This window comes from Methanoculleus chikugoensis, assembly GCF_019669965.1.
Taxonomy (GTDB): Archaea; Halobacteriota; Methanomicrobia; order Methanomicrobiales; family Methanoculleaceae; genus Methanoculleus; species Methanoculleus chikugoensis.
Window position 1 is genome coordinate 622,957 of the sequence record NZ_AP019781.1, and the last position, 18,604, is coordinate 641,560.

Below are 18,604 nucleotides of genomic sequence, written 5' to 3' on the forward strand. Positions count from 1 at the left end.
CATACCCCGGCGAAGCCTTATAGTTTTGGGACGCCTCAAGGGCTCACGCGGATTCGTAGTTCATGACGATGATCTCGCGGACCTCTCCCCGTTTCGACCCGTCGCAGTTGATCGCCCTCCTTGCCGGAACCCGGTCGATACGGTACCCGGCGTAGAGATCGTCGAAGAATGCGTCATCCGGGTCGGCGTTTCTCGGATCGGAGTTGCTCAGCATCAGTCTCGCCCCCTTTGCGTCGCAGCGTGCGTAGAATGCCCCCAGGCGCCTCTGCTCCTCGTCGGAGAACCTGTTCTTCGAGTACTGCGTGAACGACGACGTTTGGTTCAGCGGCCGGTAGGGCGGATCGAAGTAGACGAAGGAGTCTTTTGAGATATACGGCTCCGCCTGCGTGAAGTCGCCGAGATGGATGGTCGTGTTCCGGAACGCGAGCGAGTCGGTCAGAAGAACCTCTTCGTGCAGGATCTTCGGCGTTTTGTACCTGCCGAACGGGACGTTGAATCCGCCCCGGGAGTTCACCCGGTAGAGGCCGTTGAAGCACGTCCTGTTGAGGAAGATGAACCGTCCCGCCCGTTCGACCCACGCGTCGCCGTACCCGGCAAAGTCGATCTCCTTCTTCTCGCGGTTGAACGCCTCCCTGACAGCGTAGTAGTAATCTCTCCGCCCGGCATCGTCTTTCGAGAGAAACTCGTCCTCGACGCCGCGGAGGTAGTCGATGAGAGCGGAGACGTCGTTCTTCACGACGGTATAGGCGAGGACGAGGTCCTCGTTGATGTCGAAGAGGTGGCACTCCCTGAACGCAAAGGTGCTGTTGAAGTGAAAGTAGACCGCCCCGCCGCCCATGAACGGTTCGACGAAGACCGGAAGGGTTCCCTCGGCGAGTTCCCGCGGAACTCTCGCGGTGAACGCATCGAGCAGTTGCGTCTTGCCGCCTGCCCACTTGAGGAACGGTCGTGCGGTGGTTGTCGCCATCGGTCTCTTCTCATCGGGATGAATGCTGGAAGAGAGGTTGGCCTCGAAGGGCATTAGCGTTGTCCGTCTCGCGCATCGGTTTCAGCCGCTACTTACCGCCCGTCCGAACGCCCTGCTTTTGGGCTTTGTTGAACCTCTCCCTCAGAGGACGAATCACCTCCAGATTATCTATGCATCACCGATTCACGCGAAGAACGCGAAGTCTGGATGGGTACTGATGGACTCCTTCGCGTTCTTCGCGTCTTCGCGTGAGGCCACATCACTGACTTCTATTGGAAATCGGGTAGTATCCAGAGATTGTGGAAAGCATTTCAACCGCGCTGTTTTTTCAGCATCTTTTCGATCGCCCACCGGCCCCGGCCGAGTTCTCCTCCCAGGATCTCGACCGCCCTCTTCTTCGTCTCGCCGGACTCGATGAGCGCGGTGAACCGGGAGACGAGGGTCTCGCGGTCGGCGTCCGTCCAGGGTTTGCCCCGGTTCGCCGGCTCCCCGGTTCGCGGTGTCCGGAGCGTGGGGAGCAGACTGCCCGGCGTGACATCCCGCAGTTCCGCGATCTTCAGGTCGAAGACCTGCTTTGAGGCCTCGAACCCGGTTGCCCGGCGGTTGAGGCCGACGGCCGCCTTTGCCGTCGTAAATCCGCCGAGGAACATGTCGCAGACGAGATCGCCCTCGTTGCTGCTGTACTGGAGTATCTTTACGAGCAGCTCCGTCGGTAGTTCGTTCTTGTTCTTCGCCTGCCCCGGTTTGTACTCGCGGTTGATGCACCAGACGTCTTCGCGGTCGCGGTAGTTCAGCGACCCGTTCTCCGGCCCCTTCTCCCCGGCCCCGTAGCGCGACTCCAGGTTGAACGTCCGCTCGCCGCCCGGTTTTTCGTAGAAGAGGATGTGGTAGTGGGAGGAGACGTACTTTCTGCTCGTGTAGACGCCGAAGTTGTAGCGCCATATGATATGGTTGACCTCGCGAAGGTGCGTCCCGCGCAGTGCGTGGAGGATGTGGTAGAGGTTCGTGTAGCCCGAGACGATGTAGATCGACCCGCCCGGCCTTAGTATCCGTTCGGCTTCCCGTATCCAGTTATTGCTGAACTCCCCGTAATCGGATGCGGGAACCTCGATGTAGCCGTCGACGACGAACGCCTCGTCACGGTTGTAGTGCTGGTGCAACCGGTCGCCGTTGATGCCGTAAGGGGGGTCGGTGACGATCAGGTCGACCGAGTCGTCGGGGATATGCGCTCTTGTCCCCGCGATGCAGTCGCCGTTGTAGAAGACGTTGCCGTTGATCTCCTCGAATCTCATGTTTTCCCCGCAGGCTACAACGTATTCACGTTGGTCGTGCGAGCATAAGATACTCGTTATGGCCCCGTCTCTCTCCCTGTTGCCGGGAGGTAGCATTAAGACGGTTCACACGAACGAAAAACTGGCTACCAGGAATATAGCAGCCCCGGGAGTTTGGATCGTGGCACATTCAGAGGACTCAGAGAGTGCGTTACGCACCGTAGCGCCGGATCGGGGGGTTCACGAACGCATGGCAGCCATCATGGCCGAGAACGAGACACTCCGGCGCGAGAACGCCGCGCTGCAGTCCGTAAAGGACGCGCTCCGGGAGAGCGAGGAGCGTTACCGGCGCCTCTTCGAGGCCGACCTCACCGGGGATGTTGTCGCCGCCCCGGACGGTCGGATACTCTCCTGCAACCCGGCGTTCGCAAGGATATTCGGTTTTGCCTCGAGGGGAGAGGCCCCGGGTACCGATATCCGGGATCTCTTCGAGGATCCTGGTGACCTGGACCGGGTCGTCGCAAGCCTCCGGAAGGAAGGAAAGATAGAGAACGTGGGTCGGACACGGAGGCGCCGGGACGGAACCCGCATCCATATCGTAGAGAATGTGGTCGGGCGTTTTGGCCCCGGCGGCGAGTTACTCGAGATCCAGGGCTACATCTACGACGATTCGGAGCGCAAACGGGCGGAGGAGGCTCTCCGGGAGAGCATGGAGTGGTACCGCCAGGCGCTCGACAACCCGCTCATCGGCTACGCTCACTGCGAGGTCGTTGTCGATGCTGCCGGAAAGCCCGTTGACTACATTTACCTGGAGGTCAACCGGGCGTTTGAACTCTTTACCGGGCTTAGATGGGAAGAGGTCGCGAATCGTCGGGTGACTGAAGTTCTCCACCTGGATGAGGCTGCCGGAATCATTGCAATCTACGGGAACGTAGCGCTGACGGGAGAATCTACGGCGTTTCAGTACCCTGTGCCGACTCTTGCGAAATGGTTCGAGGTCACCGCGTTTTCACATCAACGGGGACGATTTACAACCTTCTTCACCGACATCACCGAGCGCAAACGGGTGGAGGAGGCTCTCCGGGAGAGCGAGGAGCGTTACCGGCGGCTCTTCGAAGACGATCTCACCGGGGACTTCCTCACCGTCGCGGATGGCCGGATAATCGCCTGCAACCCGGCGTTCGTCAGGATGTTCGGGTTTGATTCCGTAGATGATGCACTGGACACCAACATTCTGGATCTCTATGAAGATCCCCGTGATCGGGGCATGCTCCTCGCACGCCTGCAGAGGGACGGGAAGGTCGAGAACGAGGGGAGGGTCCGGAAGCGCCGGGACGGGGCACGCATCCATGTCGTAGAGAACGTGGTCGGACGCTTCAACGCGGACGGCGAACTCCTGGAGACCCAGGGTTACGTCTACGACGACTCCGAGCGCAAACGGGCGGAGGAAGCCCTGCGCGAGAGCGAGGAGCGGTTCCGGGCGGTTCTCGAGAACTCGCTCGACGCGGCCTACCGGCGCAACCTCCGGGCCGACCGCTACGATTACATGAGTCCGGTTATCCGGGAGATCCTTGGCTTCACCCCGGAGGAGATGGCTGCGATGAGCCTTGAGGAGGTCATGGAGCGGATCCATCCCGACGACCGGCGGTCGGTCGAGGCGGAACTGGACGCCGCTGCCGCCTCAGCGAGAGGTCTCCTCGTATACCGGTTTCTGGCGAAAAGCGGGGAGTACCGCTGGCTTGAAGACCACCTCATGGTGATCCGTGATCCCGGCGGCCGGCCGCTCTACCGGGGCGGCATCGTCCGCGACGTCACCGGACGAAAGGAGGCCGAGGCGGAGCTCGCCCGGGTACACCGGGATCTCCGGTCCGCTCACCGGGAGGCGAACCTCTACCTCGATATCCTGACCCACGATATCGGGAACACGGAGAACGTCTCGGACCTCTATGCTGAACTGCTTGTCGACTCCGTGGAGGGCCAGGCGGCCGGGTACGCGGCGAACCTGAAGCGGAGCATAACGAAGAGCATCGAGATCCTCGGCATCGTCTCAAAGATCCGGCAGATTCATGCAGGGCCGCCCACGCTCCGGCCGACCGACCTCGATGCGGTCATCCGGACCGAGATCGACCACTTCCCGGCCGTCCCCATCAGTTACGAGGGTGCATCGTGCAAGGTCGTTGCCGACGGTCTCCTCTGCGAGGTCTTCACGAACCTGATCGGCAACGCCGTCAAGCACGGCGGCCCCGGCGTCGCCGTAACCGTCCGGGTCGAAGAGCAGAACGGCGAGGTGCTGGTGACGGTCGCGGATACCGGTCGGGGCGTCCCGGACGACCAGAAAGAGGAGATTTTTCACCGCTACGAGAGAAAGCAACGGGGCGTGGGCGAGGGGCTCGGGCTGTACCTCGTGCAGATCCTCATCGACCGATACGGGGGGAGGATCTGGGTCGAAGACCGGGTGCCGGGGCATCCGGAAGAGGGAGCGGCATTCTCCTTCTTGCTCCGGGAGACAGATGCCGTCCGTCCTTCCGGCCGTTGAGCGTTCACGTCTTCGTCTCGTTCTCCGTTCCGGCGGAACCTCGCCCGGCTGGCGGCGTCGGTGGGGGGGCAGGGGAAGTCATGCGTGCGCGGGAGAATCAGGCGAGATCCTGCCCGGAGCCGCACGCTCTCTCGGACACGAAATGAGATGAGCCGGTCGATGCCCGTCTTACCCGGTTTCCCGGATCACCGCCGTTCTCCACTCTACCCCGTGGAGCCCGGCTGTCGTCCAGGCAATCTCCTTCTGCACCGCCTCGCCGCCGTCGGCGACAAACCCGTAGACCGCAGTTCCGTAACGCTCGCCGGCGACCCGGCGGGCCACGTCGAGCAGGTCCGGGTAATCGGCGAAGAGCGGGTCTTCAAACGTCATCCTCCCGATCTGGGCCGGGTCGGTGTCGTAGATCACCCGTCCGTCCGTCTGGATGACCATCACCTGGTACGGGGTGCCGTTCGCCGCTGGTTCGGCGATGCCTGCAACCAGGGCCTCCGGCCGGAAGACGACGGAGGCGAACCCGGCAAAAAGCCCTTCGTTCGTGAAGATGGGTGCCACGATGACCGTCGCCGGAATGTTTTCCGCGACCGTGATCACCTCGCTCATGATGGGCCGCTTCGTCGCGAGGATGTGCCGGATATGGGCCTGGCCACCGATCTCCGCACCCTTGATATCGCGGTACGCCGCCGGTTCGGCGGCGAGAATCGTGCCTTCTGCGTCGCTGACCGTGCAGTCGACGATCGACGGGTCGGTGGCGGAGAGGTTCGCGAGGATTCCGTGAGCGTCGGCGTCGGAGAGATTGGTCTTTCCGAGTTCGAACGCGGCATGCGCCAGGCGGTTGTCCAGGGCCTCGAGCGCCGCCGTGATGTCGGACTGCAGGTGGATGAGGAGCGTCGCGGCATCCTCCTCGGCCACGGAGACAGGCGGCGGCGTCGGCTGGTTCAGCGCAGCAAAACCGGTGCCGACGGCGACCAGGACCGCCAGAGCGGCAACGATCCACGGATATGATTGAGAATTCATCAAAACCACTCGGTACAGAAAAAAGGATCGTGGAAAATTTAAGGTCTGTGAAACTACTTTCGTTGTTGGCTATGCCGTCACCGGGGTGTCCTGCCCCGGAGCCGCTTTTTATGCACCCGCCATCCCACGACGCCGGCCAGAACGGCGACGACGATCGCGGCCAGGATGCCGATCCCGAGCGCGGGGTTCTGCTGGTAGACGTCCAGGAGCATGTCGGAGCCGAGGGCAAAGGCGAGGCAGGAGGTGAGCGACCCGGTGCAGACGCAGGCAAAGACCCTGCCCTTCTCCAGCCCGAGCAGCCGGCCGAGAATCGATCCGTTCATCGCCCCGGTCCCCTGGAGCGGGAAGAAGACAAAGAGAATGAGCCCGATCGTCGAGAACTTCCGGAGCCAGGGCTGGCTCTCGGTGTAGTTCCTGCCGATCGTCATCCCGCTCTCGAGGAGCCGGCCGATGAGCGGGATCTTCAGCGCCAGGTCGAAGTTCCAGACGACGAAGAGTGAGACGGCCACGTCGAGGAGGAAGATCACGGCCGTGATGAGCCACCAGGGGTAGCCCGCCAGGATCGCGAGCGGGATGATCGTCTCCTTCCCGGCAGGGGGGACAAAGTAGGCAACGATTAGCCCCGAGATGATGAGGAATCGCTGGTAGGGCTCGATCAGGTAGAGCGCCGCAAAAACGGCCGGGATGATGGCAAGCGGGAGAACGAACTTTATGGAGCCGGCAAGGTAGGGGTTTGCGAGAAGGTCTTTGTAGCTCTCCGGTCCGGGTGTATCGGTCATATCGTCTGCGCTCATGGGTCGATCTCCGGCAGGGAGATACTCAGTTCAGATTGGGGTTTAGGGGTTAATACGTTATCTGCAGAGATTCCAGCAGATTCAAGTTCATGGAGCGCAAGGATAGGTAGCATGACCCCTGTTCCCGTTACCCGGCCGCCCCGCTCCCTCCCTGTTGTCGATGCCGGCACCCGGGAAAGCGCGCTCTGCACGATTGCGAACGTCGCGACTGCACTCGAGACCCTGCGCGAGGTGAGGAAGCACGTTCGCGGCGACCACAAGCGGCGTCTCGACGACGTCGCGGTGGTCCTCCGCGTCGTCGCGCTCGACGCCCAGGCGACCTACGCGATCACCGACGAAGAGGCCCGGTCGTTCATTCGGGACTGCCGTTCGAGGTGAGGTCGCCGGGCAGCACCGGTTCGGTGAGGGCGTGGACGAAGCGTTCCCACCGGTCCGCACCGCCCCCGACGTAATCCCGGACGATCCGGTAGCCCTGAGCGAGAGCCACCGGGTACGCCCGGAGCTCCTCGATGAGCCGGAGACGCACCTGTGCGGCCTCCGCCTCAAGGAGCAGAACATCCTGGAGGAGCCGGCACGCCTCCTCCCGCGACAGGGCGCCGCCGAGATGCCCGCGGGCTACCCGGGCGTTTCCCGTGAGGTTCAGGGCCGTGGACGCGGTAACGACGGCATCGAAGAGATCGGCATCCGCCTGCTCGAACCCGGCCAGGGGGAAGAGAACCTCCTCGAAGAACCGCGCGCGCTCGGGGCCGGGAAAGATCATCTCCTCCCCGAGCACGGCGGCCCCTTCGGCGACCGTCGCGAGCGGCGATGCGAGGGTGACGACCGAGTACTCGATCCAGCCCCGGGCACGGACGAGCGCCGCCTCCCGGATCGTCCGCATCGTGTGTCGGCCGGGGTAGCCCTCGTGACAGGCGTAGGCGAGTGCCCGGTCGACGGTGACCGGCAGATCGGCGTTCACCCGGACGAGGCTCGTCCCATTCCCGAGGTAGCGGATGAACGCCTCCCATGGCTCCCCGGCGGCGTAGCCGATCTCAAGCCGCTCCCCTGCCGGGAGCGGCAGGCGTTCGGCCGTTTTGCGACGACTTTCGGCAAATGCTGCCGCAAAGACCGATTCCAGCCGGTCGGGCGGGACGACGAACGAGTCCATGAACGCCCGGTAGCGGACGGAAAGGTCGCCGTCTCCCGGGAGACGGGCATCGAGCGCTGCATGGAGTTCGCTGTACCAGGCAGGGTCGTCCTCCGTCGCCGCGACCCCGTAGAGCGCCTCGGTCTCGGCATCGAAGGTGAGGTTCTCCCCCGCGAGGATTCCGGCACGGATCTTGAGCGCCCGGATCATCTCCCGGAGGTGGGTGTGGCGCATGCGCCCGGCTTCCTCCAGGTGGTCGGGATCGATCCCGTCCAGGGTGGCAAGGAGGTCGGCGGCGTACCCGGCGATCCGGTCCGGCGGGACCGTAACCGTGAGTGCCTCATCCTGCACCGCCGCCGGGCCGAAATAGGCATCCACGAAGACCGGATCGTGCACCCCGAGCCAGAGTGCGCATTTGACATAAAATCGCGCCACGGCGTCCATATCCCTGGTTTCGGCAGCGTTCTCTCCGGTGTACGTTGAGGGCTCCATCTGTCACCTCCTGCTGAATTATGCGCCCTCCGGCTACTTAACCGCCGTGATCCGCATCCGCCGACAGAGGGTTTAACCGGTTCTGCGCCTACTTCCGGGGTGATGCACGAGTCGCTCCGGCAGGTCGTCCACCTCATCTTCGGTCTCGGGATCGCAGGGTTCGTCCTCCTCTTCGACCGCGATCTCGTCCTCTCCATCCTCGTGCTTGCTCTCTTTGCGGGGTTCATCCTCTCCGACGCCATCTCCCGGGGCTATATCATCCCGGTCGTCTCGCCGATCATCGCGGGCCTCGAGCGGCGCGACGCCGCCCCCGGGAAAGGAGCGCTCTTCTTTGCGCTCGGAGCCCTCTTCTGCATCGTCTTCTTTGCAAAAGAGGTCGCCTTCATGGGGCTCCTGGTGCTCGCGCTCCTCGACAGCGTCACCACCCTTGCCGGTCTCCGGTTCGGCAGAACCCGGATATACAACCACAAATCGCTCGAAGGCACACTCGCCGGGTTCGCGGCGACGGCGATCGTGCTCGCTCTCCTCGTCCCGCCCGGGGTAGCCCTCGCGACAGCGGTTGCCGCGGCCGTCGCCGAACTGGCGAGCCCCGTGGACGACAACCTCGTCGTCCCGGTCGTGGCCTGCCTCGTTCTTGCGCTGCTGCTCTGAGTGCGTTGAACCGTCCGGTTCGATTAATGTATAATGGCCCATCCCGATCTCTCTTTTACCAGAGGTGAGGATCGATGAAACGCATCATTACAGCGATCATGATTGTCTTCCTCCTCTTCCCGGGATTCGCGGCCGCCGCTCCGGGGAACTACGGCAGCCCGGGAGGAGAGCAGGTCGGGAACGGCGAGACGAACACGGTGCCGGGGGAAGAGCAGCGGTTGAGGGCGGAGGAGAACGAGGCGTCCGGGGACCGGGTGCGGGCCGCGGAGAATGCGACCCCCCGGGAGGGAGAATTCGCCCCTGACCGTAACCAGGTCCGGCTCGCAGTCCACGCCCTGCTCGGCGCTGAGAACCGGTCCGGCGGCATAGGACAGAACATCTCCGCCATCGCCCGTGAGGTCAACAACTCGGTCCAGAAGACCTTCGAGGCCGAGGAGCAGATCCGCGCCCGGCATGGCTTTATACGGTCCCTCTTCGGGGGCGATACGGAAGCCGCCCGGCTGATCGAGGAAGAGACGCAGCGGAACCGGGAGCGGGCCACGGAACTCCGGTGCCTGATCGGGAACTGCACCTGCGATGACGCGACCCGGACGATGCTCCGGGAGCAGGTCCGGACGATCGAGCAGGAGCAGGACCGGCTGAGAACCATTGCGAGCGAGGAGATGCAGGTTCGCGGCCTTTTTTCCTGGCGGTAGAACCCCGGCCTTTTAATCCTCTTCTTTTGGCCTATCGCAGAGCGCGAGCCGATCGCACTCCGGGCAGGTGGTGAAGATCCCGCAGCCGGAGCAGTCTTCGCCGGTGCAGGGCTGGACCCGGATCGTGACGCTCGTCCGGGGGAACTCCCGCCGGACGTCGTCTTCCACCTGTTTCACGATGGCGTACGCCTCTTCGAGGGTTGCGGCCCGCGGGACGACCAGGTGAAGGTCCACGAACCGGTTCGGTCCCGATCGGCGGGTCCGGAGCCGGTGGAACCCGATGGCATCTGTGCAGTGCTCCTTGATGATCTCCCGGATCCGGTCCTCCTCGTCGGGGGGAAGGCTCCTGTCGACGAGATCCTCGAACGAGCGCCGGATGAGATCGAAGGCCGCCCGGAGGATGATCCCGGCGACCGCGAGCGCGATGAGCGCATCGAGCACCACAAGACCGGTCAGCCGGATCAGGATGAGCCCGACGACGACCCCGGCGGATGTGTAGACGTCCGTCCGGAGGTGCCAGGCGTCGCTCTCAAGCGCGATTGACTCGGTCTTCTTTGCCACCGTCATCAACCGGGAAGAGACGTACACGTTCACCCCAGCCGAGAGCAGCATGACGGCGATACCGAGCCCGAGCCCATCGACGTTCAGCGTCTCCTCGCCGCCGAGGAGGTTCTTCAACGCCTCGTTGACGATCAGAACGGCCGCCACGAGGATCAGGACCGCCTCGAGGAGCCCGGATATACTCTCGTACTTCCCGTGTCCGAAGGTGTGGCACTCGTCGGGCGGCCGGGCCGACTGGCGAACCGAAACGTAGGCGATTGTCGCGGCGACGAGGTCGATGGCGGAGTGGATTGCCTCGGATATGATGCCGACCGATCCGATGGCAAATCCGACGGCGAGTTTCGCCACCACAAGGAGCGAGTTCGATGCGACCGAGAGGCGTGCGGTCTTCTCTTTGAGCGCGCTGTCCCTCTCCCGGATCTCCTGCTCCCTCTGAGCAACCATTCCCATGATTGATGAGTGTTCGCCCTCTGCCGGGATAGGTTTTGTCGTGCCGGAGGAAGGGGGGGTAGTCTTGCCGGCCGCCGCTCAGTCCACCGTGAGGATGATGAGCGAGTCGGTCCCTTCGCGTCCGGGGGAGACCCCTTCGGTGAGGATCACGCGCTCGCCGGGCCTGATCAATCCAGAGTCCCGGATCGAGTCGAGGATCGCCCCATGCCAGTACTCCTTCTCGCTCCGGATCAAGAACGGGCAGACCCCGTAGGAGAACGCCAGGAACTTCAAGGTGCTCGGGTTCCGGGTGAATGCGAGGATCCAGGCCTCGGGCTTGAACCGGGAGATGTTCCGGGGGGTGCTCCCGGAACGGGTGGGCGTCAGCACGAGCCGGATGCCGAGCGCATCTATCGCCTCGATGACGTTCAGCGAGACGACATCGTTGACGGTGATCTTCTCCCTGCCCTTCCCCTGCCGGAAGTAGGCAAGCGGGCTGCACCCCGCCCCGATGCCGGGTCGCTTCTCCTCGGTCGACCGGGCAATCTTTGCCATCATCGCGACCGTCTCGACCGGATACTTCCCGATGGACGTCTCCTCGGAGAGCATGACCGCATCCGTCCCGTCGAGGATGGCGTTTGCGACGTCAGTCACCTCCGCCCGGGTGGGCCGGATGTTGTCGGTCATCGACATCAGCATCTGGGTGGCGGTGATCACCGGGCGGCCGAGGATGTTAGCCTTCTGGATGATCTGCTTCTGCACCGTGGGGACGTCCTCGATCGGCGTCTGGACCCCGAGGTCGCCCCGGGCGATCATGACCCCGTCGGTCTCCCGGAGGATCCCGTCGAGGTTTGCGAGCGCCTCCTGCCGCTCGATCTTGGCTATCACCCGGATGGACTTTCCGGACCGGGCGGCATACTCCCGTGCCTTCAGGATATCCTCCGCCCGCTCGATGAAGGAGATGCTGAAGGTGTCGAGCCCTTCGGCGAGCCCGAACTCGATGCACTCGAGGTCCCGGTCGGTCACGGCGCTGAGGGCGACGATCCCCCCGCCGCCGACGAGGCTCATCCCCTTGCGCGAGAGGAGGGGGCCGCCGATGACCACCGTCGCCCGGACCTCGTTCTCGGCAACCTCATCGACCCGGAGCTGGAGGAACCCGTCGTTGAGGAAGATGGTGCTCCCCTCCGAGACCAGCTGCGGGAACTGCTCGAAGTCGACGGGGATCCGGGATGGATCGCTCGACGCCGGGGCGGTCGTGAGAGTGACGGTCTCGCCTTTGTGGAGTTCCAGGGGCTCGTGTGCGAGATCGCCGATCCGGATCTTCGGCCCCGGCAGGTCGAGCAGGATCGTGACCGGGCGGCCCGTATCCTCCGCGGCGGTCCGGATGTTCCGGATGTTCTCCCGGTGCTCGTCGAACGATCCGTGGGAGAGGTTGAGCCGTGCGACATTCATGCCGGCGAGGAGCATCCGGGAGAGCACTTCCCGGGATCGCGATGCGGGCCCGATGGTACAGACAATCTTTGTTTTATGGTCGGGCAGGCTCATCCGCTTCCGTTTCGCCTGCTCGGATATCCGGTGCAGCACCTCTTCGAGCATCATAGAGTACTCTTCGGGTACCGTCACCGGATTAACCTTCTCCCCGGGGATGGTCGGTCACCGGAAAAACGAGCGTTGGGCGCCGGAACGCCGGTCAGGTGGGGATGCGCTCGCCTTTCGCGGGGGAGGTATCCTCCGGCTCCCGGACCGGGATCACCGCGAGCGCCCGTCCGCTCTCGGCGCTGTACTCCCCGATACGGCGATGGACGTGCTCGACCATGCCCCCGGTGGTGATGATAAGCGAGTTCTCCCCGATGAGGGCTTTAAGAATGCATTTGTCGATGACGCCGTAGGTGTAGTCGAGGAGGATCCGTTCCCGGTTGGCGAACTCCTTCGCGCGGGTGCCCATCGCCCCGACGTGGTCGACCGTCCCTTGCTCGATGAGCCGCCGCACCTCGTTGCCCCCGGTCAGGTCGGCGTTGCAGAGGTAGATCCTCCCGCCCCCGTCCCGTGCCGGTGTGTGGCCGTGCATCGCCCGCTCGATCCGGTCGGTGAACTCGAGCACGCTCTTTGGAGGAGCGTCCCGGTCGATGACGCCCCGGAGACCAAGTTCGTTGTAGAGGTCGAGGAGGGCGGGAGGTTTCAGCCTGGCGGACGCGAGGAGGGCGTGGTCGGAGAAGACCGCTTCCGGCGGCCCCCGGGCGAGGACGCTCCCCCGTTCCATGAGCACGACCGAGTCGGCCCAGCGGTAGGCGAGTTCGACGTCGTGGGTGGATACGAGCACCGTCCGGCCGGAAGAGGCGAGTTCGTCGAGGAGTTCCATCACCTCCTCGGAACTTGCGGGGTCGAGGGTGTTCGTCGGTTCGTCGAAGACGAGGACCGCCGGTTCCATCGCGAGGATGCCTGCGATGGCGACCCGTTTCTTCTCGCCGCCGGAGAGGTGATGGGGCGGCCGCTTCTCGTAGCCCCGGAGCCCGACGTAGCCGAGCGCGTCCCGCACCGCCCGCCGGACGGCGTCGGGGGAGAGGCCGAGATTCACCGGCCCGAAGGCCACGTCCGCTTCGACGGTCGGGGCGACTATCTGGACGTCGGGGTTCTGGAAGACGAACCCGACCCGCCGCCGGAGTTCGCGGAGGCTCCGGTTGTCGTAGGCGAGCGGTCGTCCGTCGAACCGGATCACGCCCGAGGCCGGCCGGAGCATGCCGTTGAGCATCAGGAGAAGCGTCGATTTCCCGGCGCCGTTCGGCCCGACGATGGCGGTCTTCGAACCGGCCTCGATCCGGACGCTCACCCCGGCAAGGGCGGCGGGGCCGTTCGGGTAGGCGTAGGCGACGTTCTCGGCTTCAAGTAGCGGTTCCGTCATACGAGCACCACCCCCCCGGTGGAGAGCGAGACACCGAGGACTGCCGAGAGGTAGAGGAGGCCGCCCGCGAGTGCGTGAACCGAGACCGGCCGTGTTTCGCCGGGGATGCCGAGCCTGCCGTCGTAGCAGCGTGCGTCCATCGCAAGAACCAGAGATTCGCCGCTCTCCCAGGTTCTGATGAAGAGCGCTCCGGCGAGCATCCCGAAGGAATGCACCGACTCCCGGAACCTCCTGTAGCCGAGCCGCATCACCTGCGAGCGGTAGATCTGGCCTGCTTCCTCGATGAGGATGAAGATGAACCGGTAGGTGAGCATGGCGAGATCGATGAGGACGGCGGGAACCCTGAGTTTCCGGAGGAGGTCGAAGATCTCGGTCATCGGCGTCGTGAGCGCGATGAAGTAGAGCGAGCACATGCCCCCGAAGACCCGCGTGAGGAGGAGAAGGGCGAGGTTCGCGCCGTCCGCCGTGACTGCGAGGGGGAGGCCGGGGACCTCGAGGAGCACCGCCCCGCCGCCGGTGATGAAGAGGATCACGACGATGCTCATCGCTGCAAATGAGACCGGGACGAGGAGGAGTTTTGCGTAGAACCGTGCCGGGATCTTTGCAAGGACGAGGACGGCGGCGCTCATCGAGGCCGCGACGAGCAGGGGGGCGACGGGACCCGGCGACGAGACCGAGAGCAGGATGCTTGCAAGCCCGATGAAGAGTTTGAGCCCCGGGCTCGTCTCCCGGAGGTTGTTGGTCTGGGCAAAGTCTTCAAGCACCTCGTACATTGCATTCCCCTATCTTTTTGCAGGAGTGCCGGAAAGATCAGGCGGCCTTCCTGCCGGCCTGCCAGTAGCCGAAGATGTAACCGATGATCACGGCGCCGATGGCGGCCTGCAGGGCAAAGAGGAGCGACTCGATCTCACCGCTCGGGGGCTCCCAGAAGGGCTCGATCCAGGGCTCGTAGCCGGTTGCTTCGATGAGCCCGGCGGCCTCGCCGTCGGCCCCGCCCCAGGCTTCCTGCCCGGAGGCCTGTATCGCGGCGTTCTGGACGAGGAAGACGGCGGCGAAGACGATGATGAGCGCGGCGACCGCGATCTCCATGGCATACTTCATGCTGCGGCCTCCCGGAGTTTGTTGACGCCGCTCTCGGAGAGCAGGTTTAAGCGCGTGAGGATCTCGGGTTTGAGCTGGACGATGTACTTGAAGACGAGCATGATGATCGCGCCCTCGATGATGGCGAGCGGCACCTGGGTGACGGCGAAGATCGCGGCGAATGCCGAGAACGCCCCGAAGAACCCGGTGGTCCCGGGGAAGGCGAGCGCGAGCTGGACCGAGGTGACGACGTAGGTGACCAGATCCGCGAGGGCTGCGGCGATAAAGACCGTCGCGTAGGTGTTTGCGCCCGCCCGGGTTCCGGCCTTATAGATGAGGTAGGCGACGGCGGGTCCTGCGATCCCCATCGAGAAGACGTTTGCCCCGAGGGTGGTGATCCCGCCGTGCGCGAGGAAGACCGCCTGGAAGACCAGGACAATCAGCCCGAGGACGGCGGCGATGCAGGGGCCGAAGAGGATGCCCCCGAGCCCCGTCCCCGTGGGATGGGAGCAGCTCCCGTTGAACGAGGGAAGTTTGAGCGAGGAGAGGACGAAGACGAAGGCGCCTGCGACCGCGAGGAGCGGCAGGGCGTCCCGCTTCTCCTGCACAAGTTTGTTCAGCTGGTACAGTCCGATGACGATGAAGGGCAGGGAGATAAGAATCCAGATCTCCCACCAGGGGCTCGGCAAGAATCCTTCCATGATGTGCATGATACCACCAGTGGCTGCCGCCGTGAAGGCAAGCAGAACAAATTTATTTTACCTAAGGCAAATCTATTTGATATGATCTGGTTATCTCCGGTCATATTTATCTTCTGCGGTATTCAACACTAGAGGAACGTTATGCGCCATATTCCAGTGATTGTCGTTGCGGGAACCCACAGCGGCTGCGGCAAGACCACGCTTGCAAGCGGCCTGATGGCGGCGCTCGCCGCCCGGGGACTTGCCGTTCAGCCCTTCAAGGTGGGCCCGGATTTCATCGACCCCACGCACCATTCGGCTATCTGCGGCCGGACGTCCCGCAACCTCGACCCGTTCATGATGGGGGAGGCGGGGGTGCGGGAGACGTTCGTCCGTGCCTCTGCCGGGGCCGATATCGCCGTCGTCGAGGGTGCGATGGGGCTCTTCGACGGGCTCGAAGGAACCGATACCGCGAGCACGGCGCATGTCGCAAAGATTCTCGACGCCCCGGTTCTTCTCGTGGTTGACGCGGGGGGCGCGTCGCGGAGCGTCCATGCCATGATCCGGGGCTACGCGGGGTTTGATTCGGCCGTCCGGGTCGCCGGAGCCATCTTCAACCGGATCGGGAGCCCCCGCCACCTTGCCATGATCGAGGAGACGAAGAGCCTCCCGATCTACGGGGGGATCCCGCGGCGAACGGATCTTGTGGTCGAAAGCCGGCACCTCGGACTCGCGATGGCGGCCGAGACGGGGATGATGGCGCGGTTCGGCGCGGTGGTCGAGGAGACGTGCGATCTCCCCGGGCTCATCGACCTCGCCCGGTCGGCCCCGCCCCTCCCGGCACCGGCGGAGGCCCCCGCCCGGCCGGAATCCGGGGTGCGCATCGGCGTCGCGAACGATGCGGCGTTCTGTTTTTACTACGTGGACAACATCGACCGGCTCGTGCGGGCCGGGGCGGAACTGATCTTCTTCTCGCCGATGACCGACCGGCTCCCGGACGTGGACGCTCTCTACCTCGGGGGCGGCTACCCGGAGCTCCACGCGGAGGCGCTCTCCTCATCCCGGTGCCGGGAAGATCTCCGCCGGGCGGCCGATGACGGGATGCCCGTCTATGCCGAGTGCGGCGGGCTCATCTACCTCACCGAACGCCTTGCGACCGACGAGGGGGATTACCCGATGGCCGGCGTCCTCCCGGCGGCGGCGGAGATGACGGGCCGCATCCAGGCCCTCGGGTACGTCGAGGCCCGGGTTGTCGGGACAGCACCGATCCTTGCCCCGGGCTCGGCCTTCCGGGGCCACGAGTACCACTATTCCCGGCTTGACTGTGCCCGTGACGCCCGGTTCGCCCTGGAACTCCTCCGCGGGCGGGGTATCGACGGGGGCCGGGACGGGCTTACCGCGCAGAACGCGGTCGGACAGTACACCCACGCCTACTTCCCGGAGGGGTTCGCCGAACGACTGGTCGAGGCGGCCGGAGCATACCGGCGGACGTAAGGGGACGTTGCCCCCCAACGACCGCCGGCGCAAAAAAGTGTCAGGCGGTGACGATGATCGTCCCGTTGATCCCGGTTGTCTGTGACTGGTAGGTGTAGTTGCCTGCGGCGTTGAAGGTGTAAGTATAGGAGTCGCCCGGCGCAAGCATGCCGGAGTCGAAGAACCCCGTTGCCCCGGTCGCCGATACGGTCTGGTTCGTGGAAGCGTCGTTGGTCCAGCCCACCGTAGTTCCGGTCGGAACGGTGAGCGTGTCCGGGACGTACCCGCTCTCGGTGATGGAGACGGTCTCGTCAGCGACGACGGCCGCCGCCGCCGGGGTTCCCGGCGGGGTCTCCGTTGCGTTCGCGGCAACGGTCGTTGCTGCCGCCCCGGTCTCCATCGGTGTCTCCGTTCCTGTTATCATCGTGGTTGCGGTTGCCGCCGGCGTTCCTGTCTCCATTGGTGTCTCCGTTCCTGTTATCATCGTGGTTGCGGTTGCCGCCGGCGTTCCCGTCTCCATCGGTGTCTCTGTTATTGCTGGCGTTCCTGTCTCCATCGGGGTCTCGGTGAGTCCCGGTGTCGTGCCGGGTGTCACCGTCTTGTTGCCCGATGGCTGCACACACCCTGCGATCATGATGCTCGCGATCACCATGAGAGCAAGGATACCAAACATCCTCTTCATGTGGTGGACGATGCTTCTTGGCGTAAATAAACTTTACCCCTCGCATGAAAACTGAAATCCGTGGTTTAAATCCGTCGCAGCAGCACCATGTCCGGCCGCCGGGGTATTGGGATTTCCTCATGGGCTCGTTAGCCTGTTGTGTTCATCAAACACCCCATTGGGCTGAATCAGTGGCACTGTGCCCCTGTTTCGGTGCGCCGCCGGGACGCCCGATCCCGTCCGGCCGGCACCGGAGCGGGGTGGAGTTCCCGCCTCCGAACTCCTCTGAGGTTCGGAGAGAGGGGGGCCGCACCGCGGGGCGTTCATTCTTCCCTTCCGCCCGGCTATAAGGTATTTATAGCCGGGTACGGATAGGGGGTTCTATGGGGGCACTGGACAGGCGCAGGTTCGGGAAGACCGGACGGATGGTCACCGCCGTGGGCCTTGGGGGAGAGGGCATCCTCAGGACGTACGGACGGCATGCCGAAGCAAACGCCGTCATCATGGAAGCACTCGATCAGGGGATTGCCTACTTCGACTCGGCGAAGGCCTACGCGGGGAGCGAGGACTACTACGGCGAGGTCTGGAGGAACCGCCCCGATCTCAGGGAACCGGTCTTCCAGGCAAGCAAGTCGGCGAGCAGGGCGCATGCGGACGCCGAGACGGATCTTACGGAGACTCTCCAGAGGATGGGCATCGAGACCCTCGACCTCTGGCAGATCCACGATGTCAGGACGTTTACCGATATCCGGGAGGTCGAGGGGCCATCCGGTGCCCTTGAGGCGTTCGTCGAGGCGCGGGAGTCCGGCATCGTCCGGCAGATCGGGGTGACGGGGCACCACGACCCGGACGTCCTCTCGCACGCGGTGGAGACCTGGCCGGTCGATGCCGTGATGCTGCCCGTGAACCCGGTCGAGGAGGCGCTCGGGGGGTTCCTGGACACGACGCTCCCCGTCGCACGGGAGCAGGGGGTCGCGGTCATCGGGATGAAGGTGCTCGGCGGGTCGAACTACCTCGCCCCCGATGCCGGGGTGACGCCCGAAGTCCTCGTCCGCTACGCCCTTTCTCGGGAGGTCTCCGTTGCGATCGTCGGATGCTCGACGGCCGCGGAGGTGCGGGCGCTTGCCGCCGCCGGCCGGAGCGGCCCTCTGCCCGACGACGAGGCGGCGGCGCTCGTCGAAGCGTTCCGGCCTCATGCCCGCGAGTTCGCCTACTACCGCGGATTCCAGTGAGGCGGCCCCGGCAAAACCTTCTTCTGCAACCGATATAACCCGGCGG

General features: G+C 64.4%; 18 protein-coding genes. 6 read left to right on the plus strand and 12 right to left on the minus strand.

The window, feature by feature from the left end; translation table 11 throughout:
• Positions 1–43 precede the first annotated feature (43 nt).
• Complete coding sequence (locus MchiMG62_RS03260) at positions 44–967, minus strand: DNA adenine methylase (RefSeq protein ID WP_221057865.1); 924 nt, start codon at positions 965–967, stop codon at positions 44–46.
• A 311-nt stretch (positions 968–1,278) separates the two neighbouring features.
• A complete protein-coding gene (locus MchiMG62_RS03265) occupies positions 1,279–2,259 on the minus strand; it encodes a DNA-methyltransferase (protein ID WP_221057866.1) in 981 nt (326 codons plus the stop codon).
• A 229-nt stretch (positions 2,260–2,488) separates the two neighbouring features.
• Between MchiMG62_RS03265 and MchiMG62_RS03270 the strand changes: the two genes are divergently transcribed.
• Complete coding sequence (locus MchiMG62_RS03270) at positions 2,489–4,774, plus strand: PAS domain-containing protein (RefSeq protein WP_221057867.1); 2,286 nt, start codon at positions 2,489–2,491, stop codon at positions 4,772–4,774.
• A gap of 168 nt (positions 4,775–4,942) precedes the next feature.
• On the opposite strand, the gene MchiMG62_RS03275 is transcribed toward MchiMG62_RS03270, so the two are convergent.
• Complete coding sequence (locus MchiMG62_RS03275) at positions 4,943–5,785, minus strand: cache domain-containing protein (protein WP_221057868.1); 843 nt, start codon at positions 5,783–5,785, stop codon at positions 4,943–4,945.
• Positions 5,786–5,862: 77 nt separating this feature from the next.
• Positions 5,863–6,579: a small multi-drug export protein gene (locus tag MchiMG62_RS03280; RefSeq protein ID WP_221057869.1), complete on the minus strand. Its 717-nt coding sequence runs from the start codon at positions 6,577–6,579 to the stop codon at positions 5,863–5,865.
• Between the two features lie 111 nt (positions 6,580–6,690).
• Between MchiMG62_RS03280 and MchiMG62_RS03285 the strand changes: the two genes are divergently transcribed.
• Positions 6,691–6,957 (plus strand): hypothetical protein, encoded by a 267-nt coding sequence (locus MchiMG62_RS03285; protein ID WP_074370716.1) that lies wholly within the window; start codon positions 6,691–6,693, stop codon positions 6,955–6,957.
• Here the strand turns inward: MchiMG62_RS03285 and MchiMG62_RS03290 are convergent.
• Positions 6,932–8,197, minus strand: a complete 1,266-nt coding sequence (locus MchiMG62_RS03290; RefSeq protein WP_221057870.1) for a hypothetical protein — start codon at positions 8,195–8,197, stop codon at positions 6,932–6,934. The two genes, MchiMG62_RS03285 and MchiMG62_RS03290, sit on opposite strands and share 26 nt — an antisense overlap.
• A gap of 102 nt (positions 8,198–8,299) precedes the next feature.
• Between MchiMG62_RS03290 and MchiMG62_RS03295 the strand changes: the two genes are divergently transcribed.
• The gene (locus tag MchiMG62_RS03295; RefSeq protein ID WP_221057871.1) at positions 8,300–8,848 is read left to right on the plus strand and encodes a diacylglycerol/polyprenol kinase family protein; all 549 of its coding nucleotides are present in this window, start codon (positions 8,300–8,302) and stop codon (positions 8,846–8,848) included.
• A gap of 74 nt (positions 8,849–8,922) precedes the next feature.
• Positions 8,923–9,543, plus strand: a complete 621-nt coding sequence (locus tag MchiMG62_RS03300) for a hypothetical protein (protein WP_221057872.1) — start codon at positions 8,923–8,925, stop codon at positions 9,541–9,543.
• Positions 9,544–9,555: 12 nt separating this feature from the next.
• On the opposite strand, the gene MchiMG62_RS03305 is transcribed toward MchiMG62_RS03300, so the two are convergent.
• The 6 genes from MchiMG62_RS03305 to MchiMG62_RS03330 all read right to left on the minus strand — a co-directional run bounded on the left by MchiMG62_RS03305 (position 9,556) and on the right by MchiMG62_RS03330 (position 15,222).
• The gene (locus MchiMG62_RS03305) at positions 9,556–10,554 is read right to left on the minus strand and encodes a cation diffusion facilitator family transporter (protein ID WP_244987782.1); all 999 of its coding nucleotides are present in this window, start codon (positions 10,552–10,554) and stop codon (positions 9,556–9,558) included.
• A 78-nt stretch (positions 10,555–10,632) separates the two neighbouring features.
• A complete protein-coding gene (gene pyk, locus MchiMG62_RS03310; RefSeq protein ID WP_221057873.1) occupies positions 10,633–12,132 on the minus strand; it encodes a pyruvate kinase in 1,500 nt (499 codons plus the stop codon).
• Between the two features lie 91 nt (positions 12,133–12,223).
• The gene (locus MchiMG62_RS03315) at positions 12,224–13,432 is read right to left on the minus strand and encodes an energy-coupling factor ABC transporter ATP-binding protein (RefSeq protein ID WP_221057874.1); all 1,209 of its coding nucleotides are present in this window, start codon (positions 13,430–13,432) and stop codon (positions 12,224–12,226) included.
• On the minus strand, positions 13,429–14,205 hold the full coding sequence (cbiQ, locus tag MchiMG62_RS03320; RefSeq protein WP_221057875.1) for a cobalt ECF transporter T component CbiQ: 777 nt from the start codon (positions 14,203–14,205) through the stop codon (positions 13,429–13,431). The genes MchiMG62_RS03315 and cbiQ overlap by 4 nt, the downstream gene beginning before the upstream one ends.
• Before the next feature lie 37 nt (positions 14,206–14,242).
• Positions 14,243–14,533: an energy-coupling factor ABC transporter substrate-binding protein gene (locus MchiMG62_RS03325; RefSeq protein WP_221057876.1), complete on the minus strand. Its 291-nt coding sequence runs from the start codon at positions 14,531–14,533 to the stop codon at positions 14,243–14,245.
• Positions 14,530–15,222, minus strand: coding sequence for an energy-coupling factor ABC transporter permease (locus tag MchiMG62_RS03330; protein WP_221057877.1), 693 nt, complete (start codon positions 15,220–15,222; stop codon positions 14,530–14,532). The genes MchiMG62_RS03325 and MchiMG62_RS03330 overlap by 4 nt, the downstream gene beginning before the upstream one ends.
• A gap of 132 nt (positions 15,223–15,354) precedes the next feature.
• Between MchiMG62_RS03330 and MchiMG62_RS03335 the strand changes: the two genes are divergently transcribed.
• A complete protein-coding gene (locus MchiMG62_RS03335; RefSeq protein WP_221057878.1) occupies positions 15,355–16,686 on the plus strand; it encodes a cobyrinic acid a,c-diamide synthase CobB in 1,332 nt (443 codons plus the stop codon).
• A 40-nt stretch (positions 16,687–16,726) separates the two neighbouring features.
• Here MchiMG62_RS03335 and MchiMG62_RS03340 read toward each other — a convergent pair whose 3' ends face one another.
• A complete protein-coding gene (locus tag MchiMG62_RS03340; RefSeq protein ID WP_244987783.1) occupies positions 16,727–17,347 on the minus strand; it encodes a cupredoxin domain-containing protein in 621 nt (206 codons plus the stop codon).
• Between the two features lie 362 nt (positions 17,348–17,709).
• Here MchiMG62_RS03340 and MchiMG62_RS03345 point away from each other — a divergent pair, with 362 nt between their 5' ends.
• On the plus strand, positions 17,710–18,558 hold the full coding sequence (locus MchiMG62_RS03345; RefSeq protein WP_221057879.1) for an aldo/keto reductase: 849 nt from the start codon (positions 17,710–17,712) through the stop codon (positions 18,556–18,558).
• The last annotated feature ends 46 nt before the right edge of the window (positions 18,559–18,604 follow it).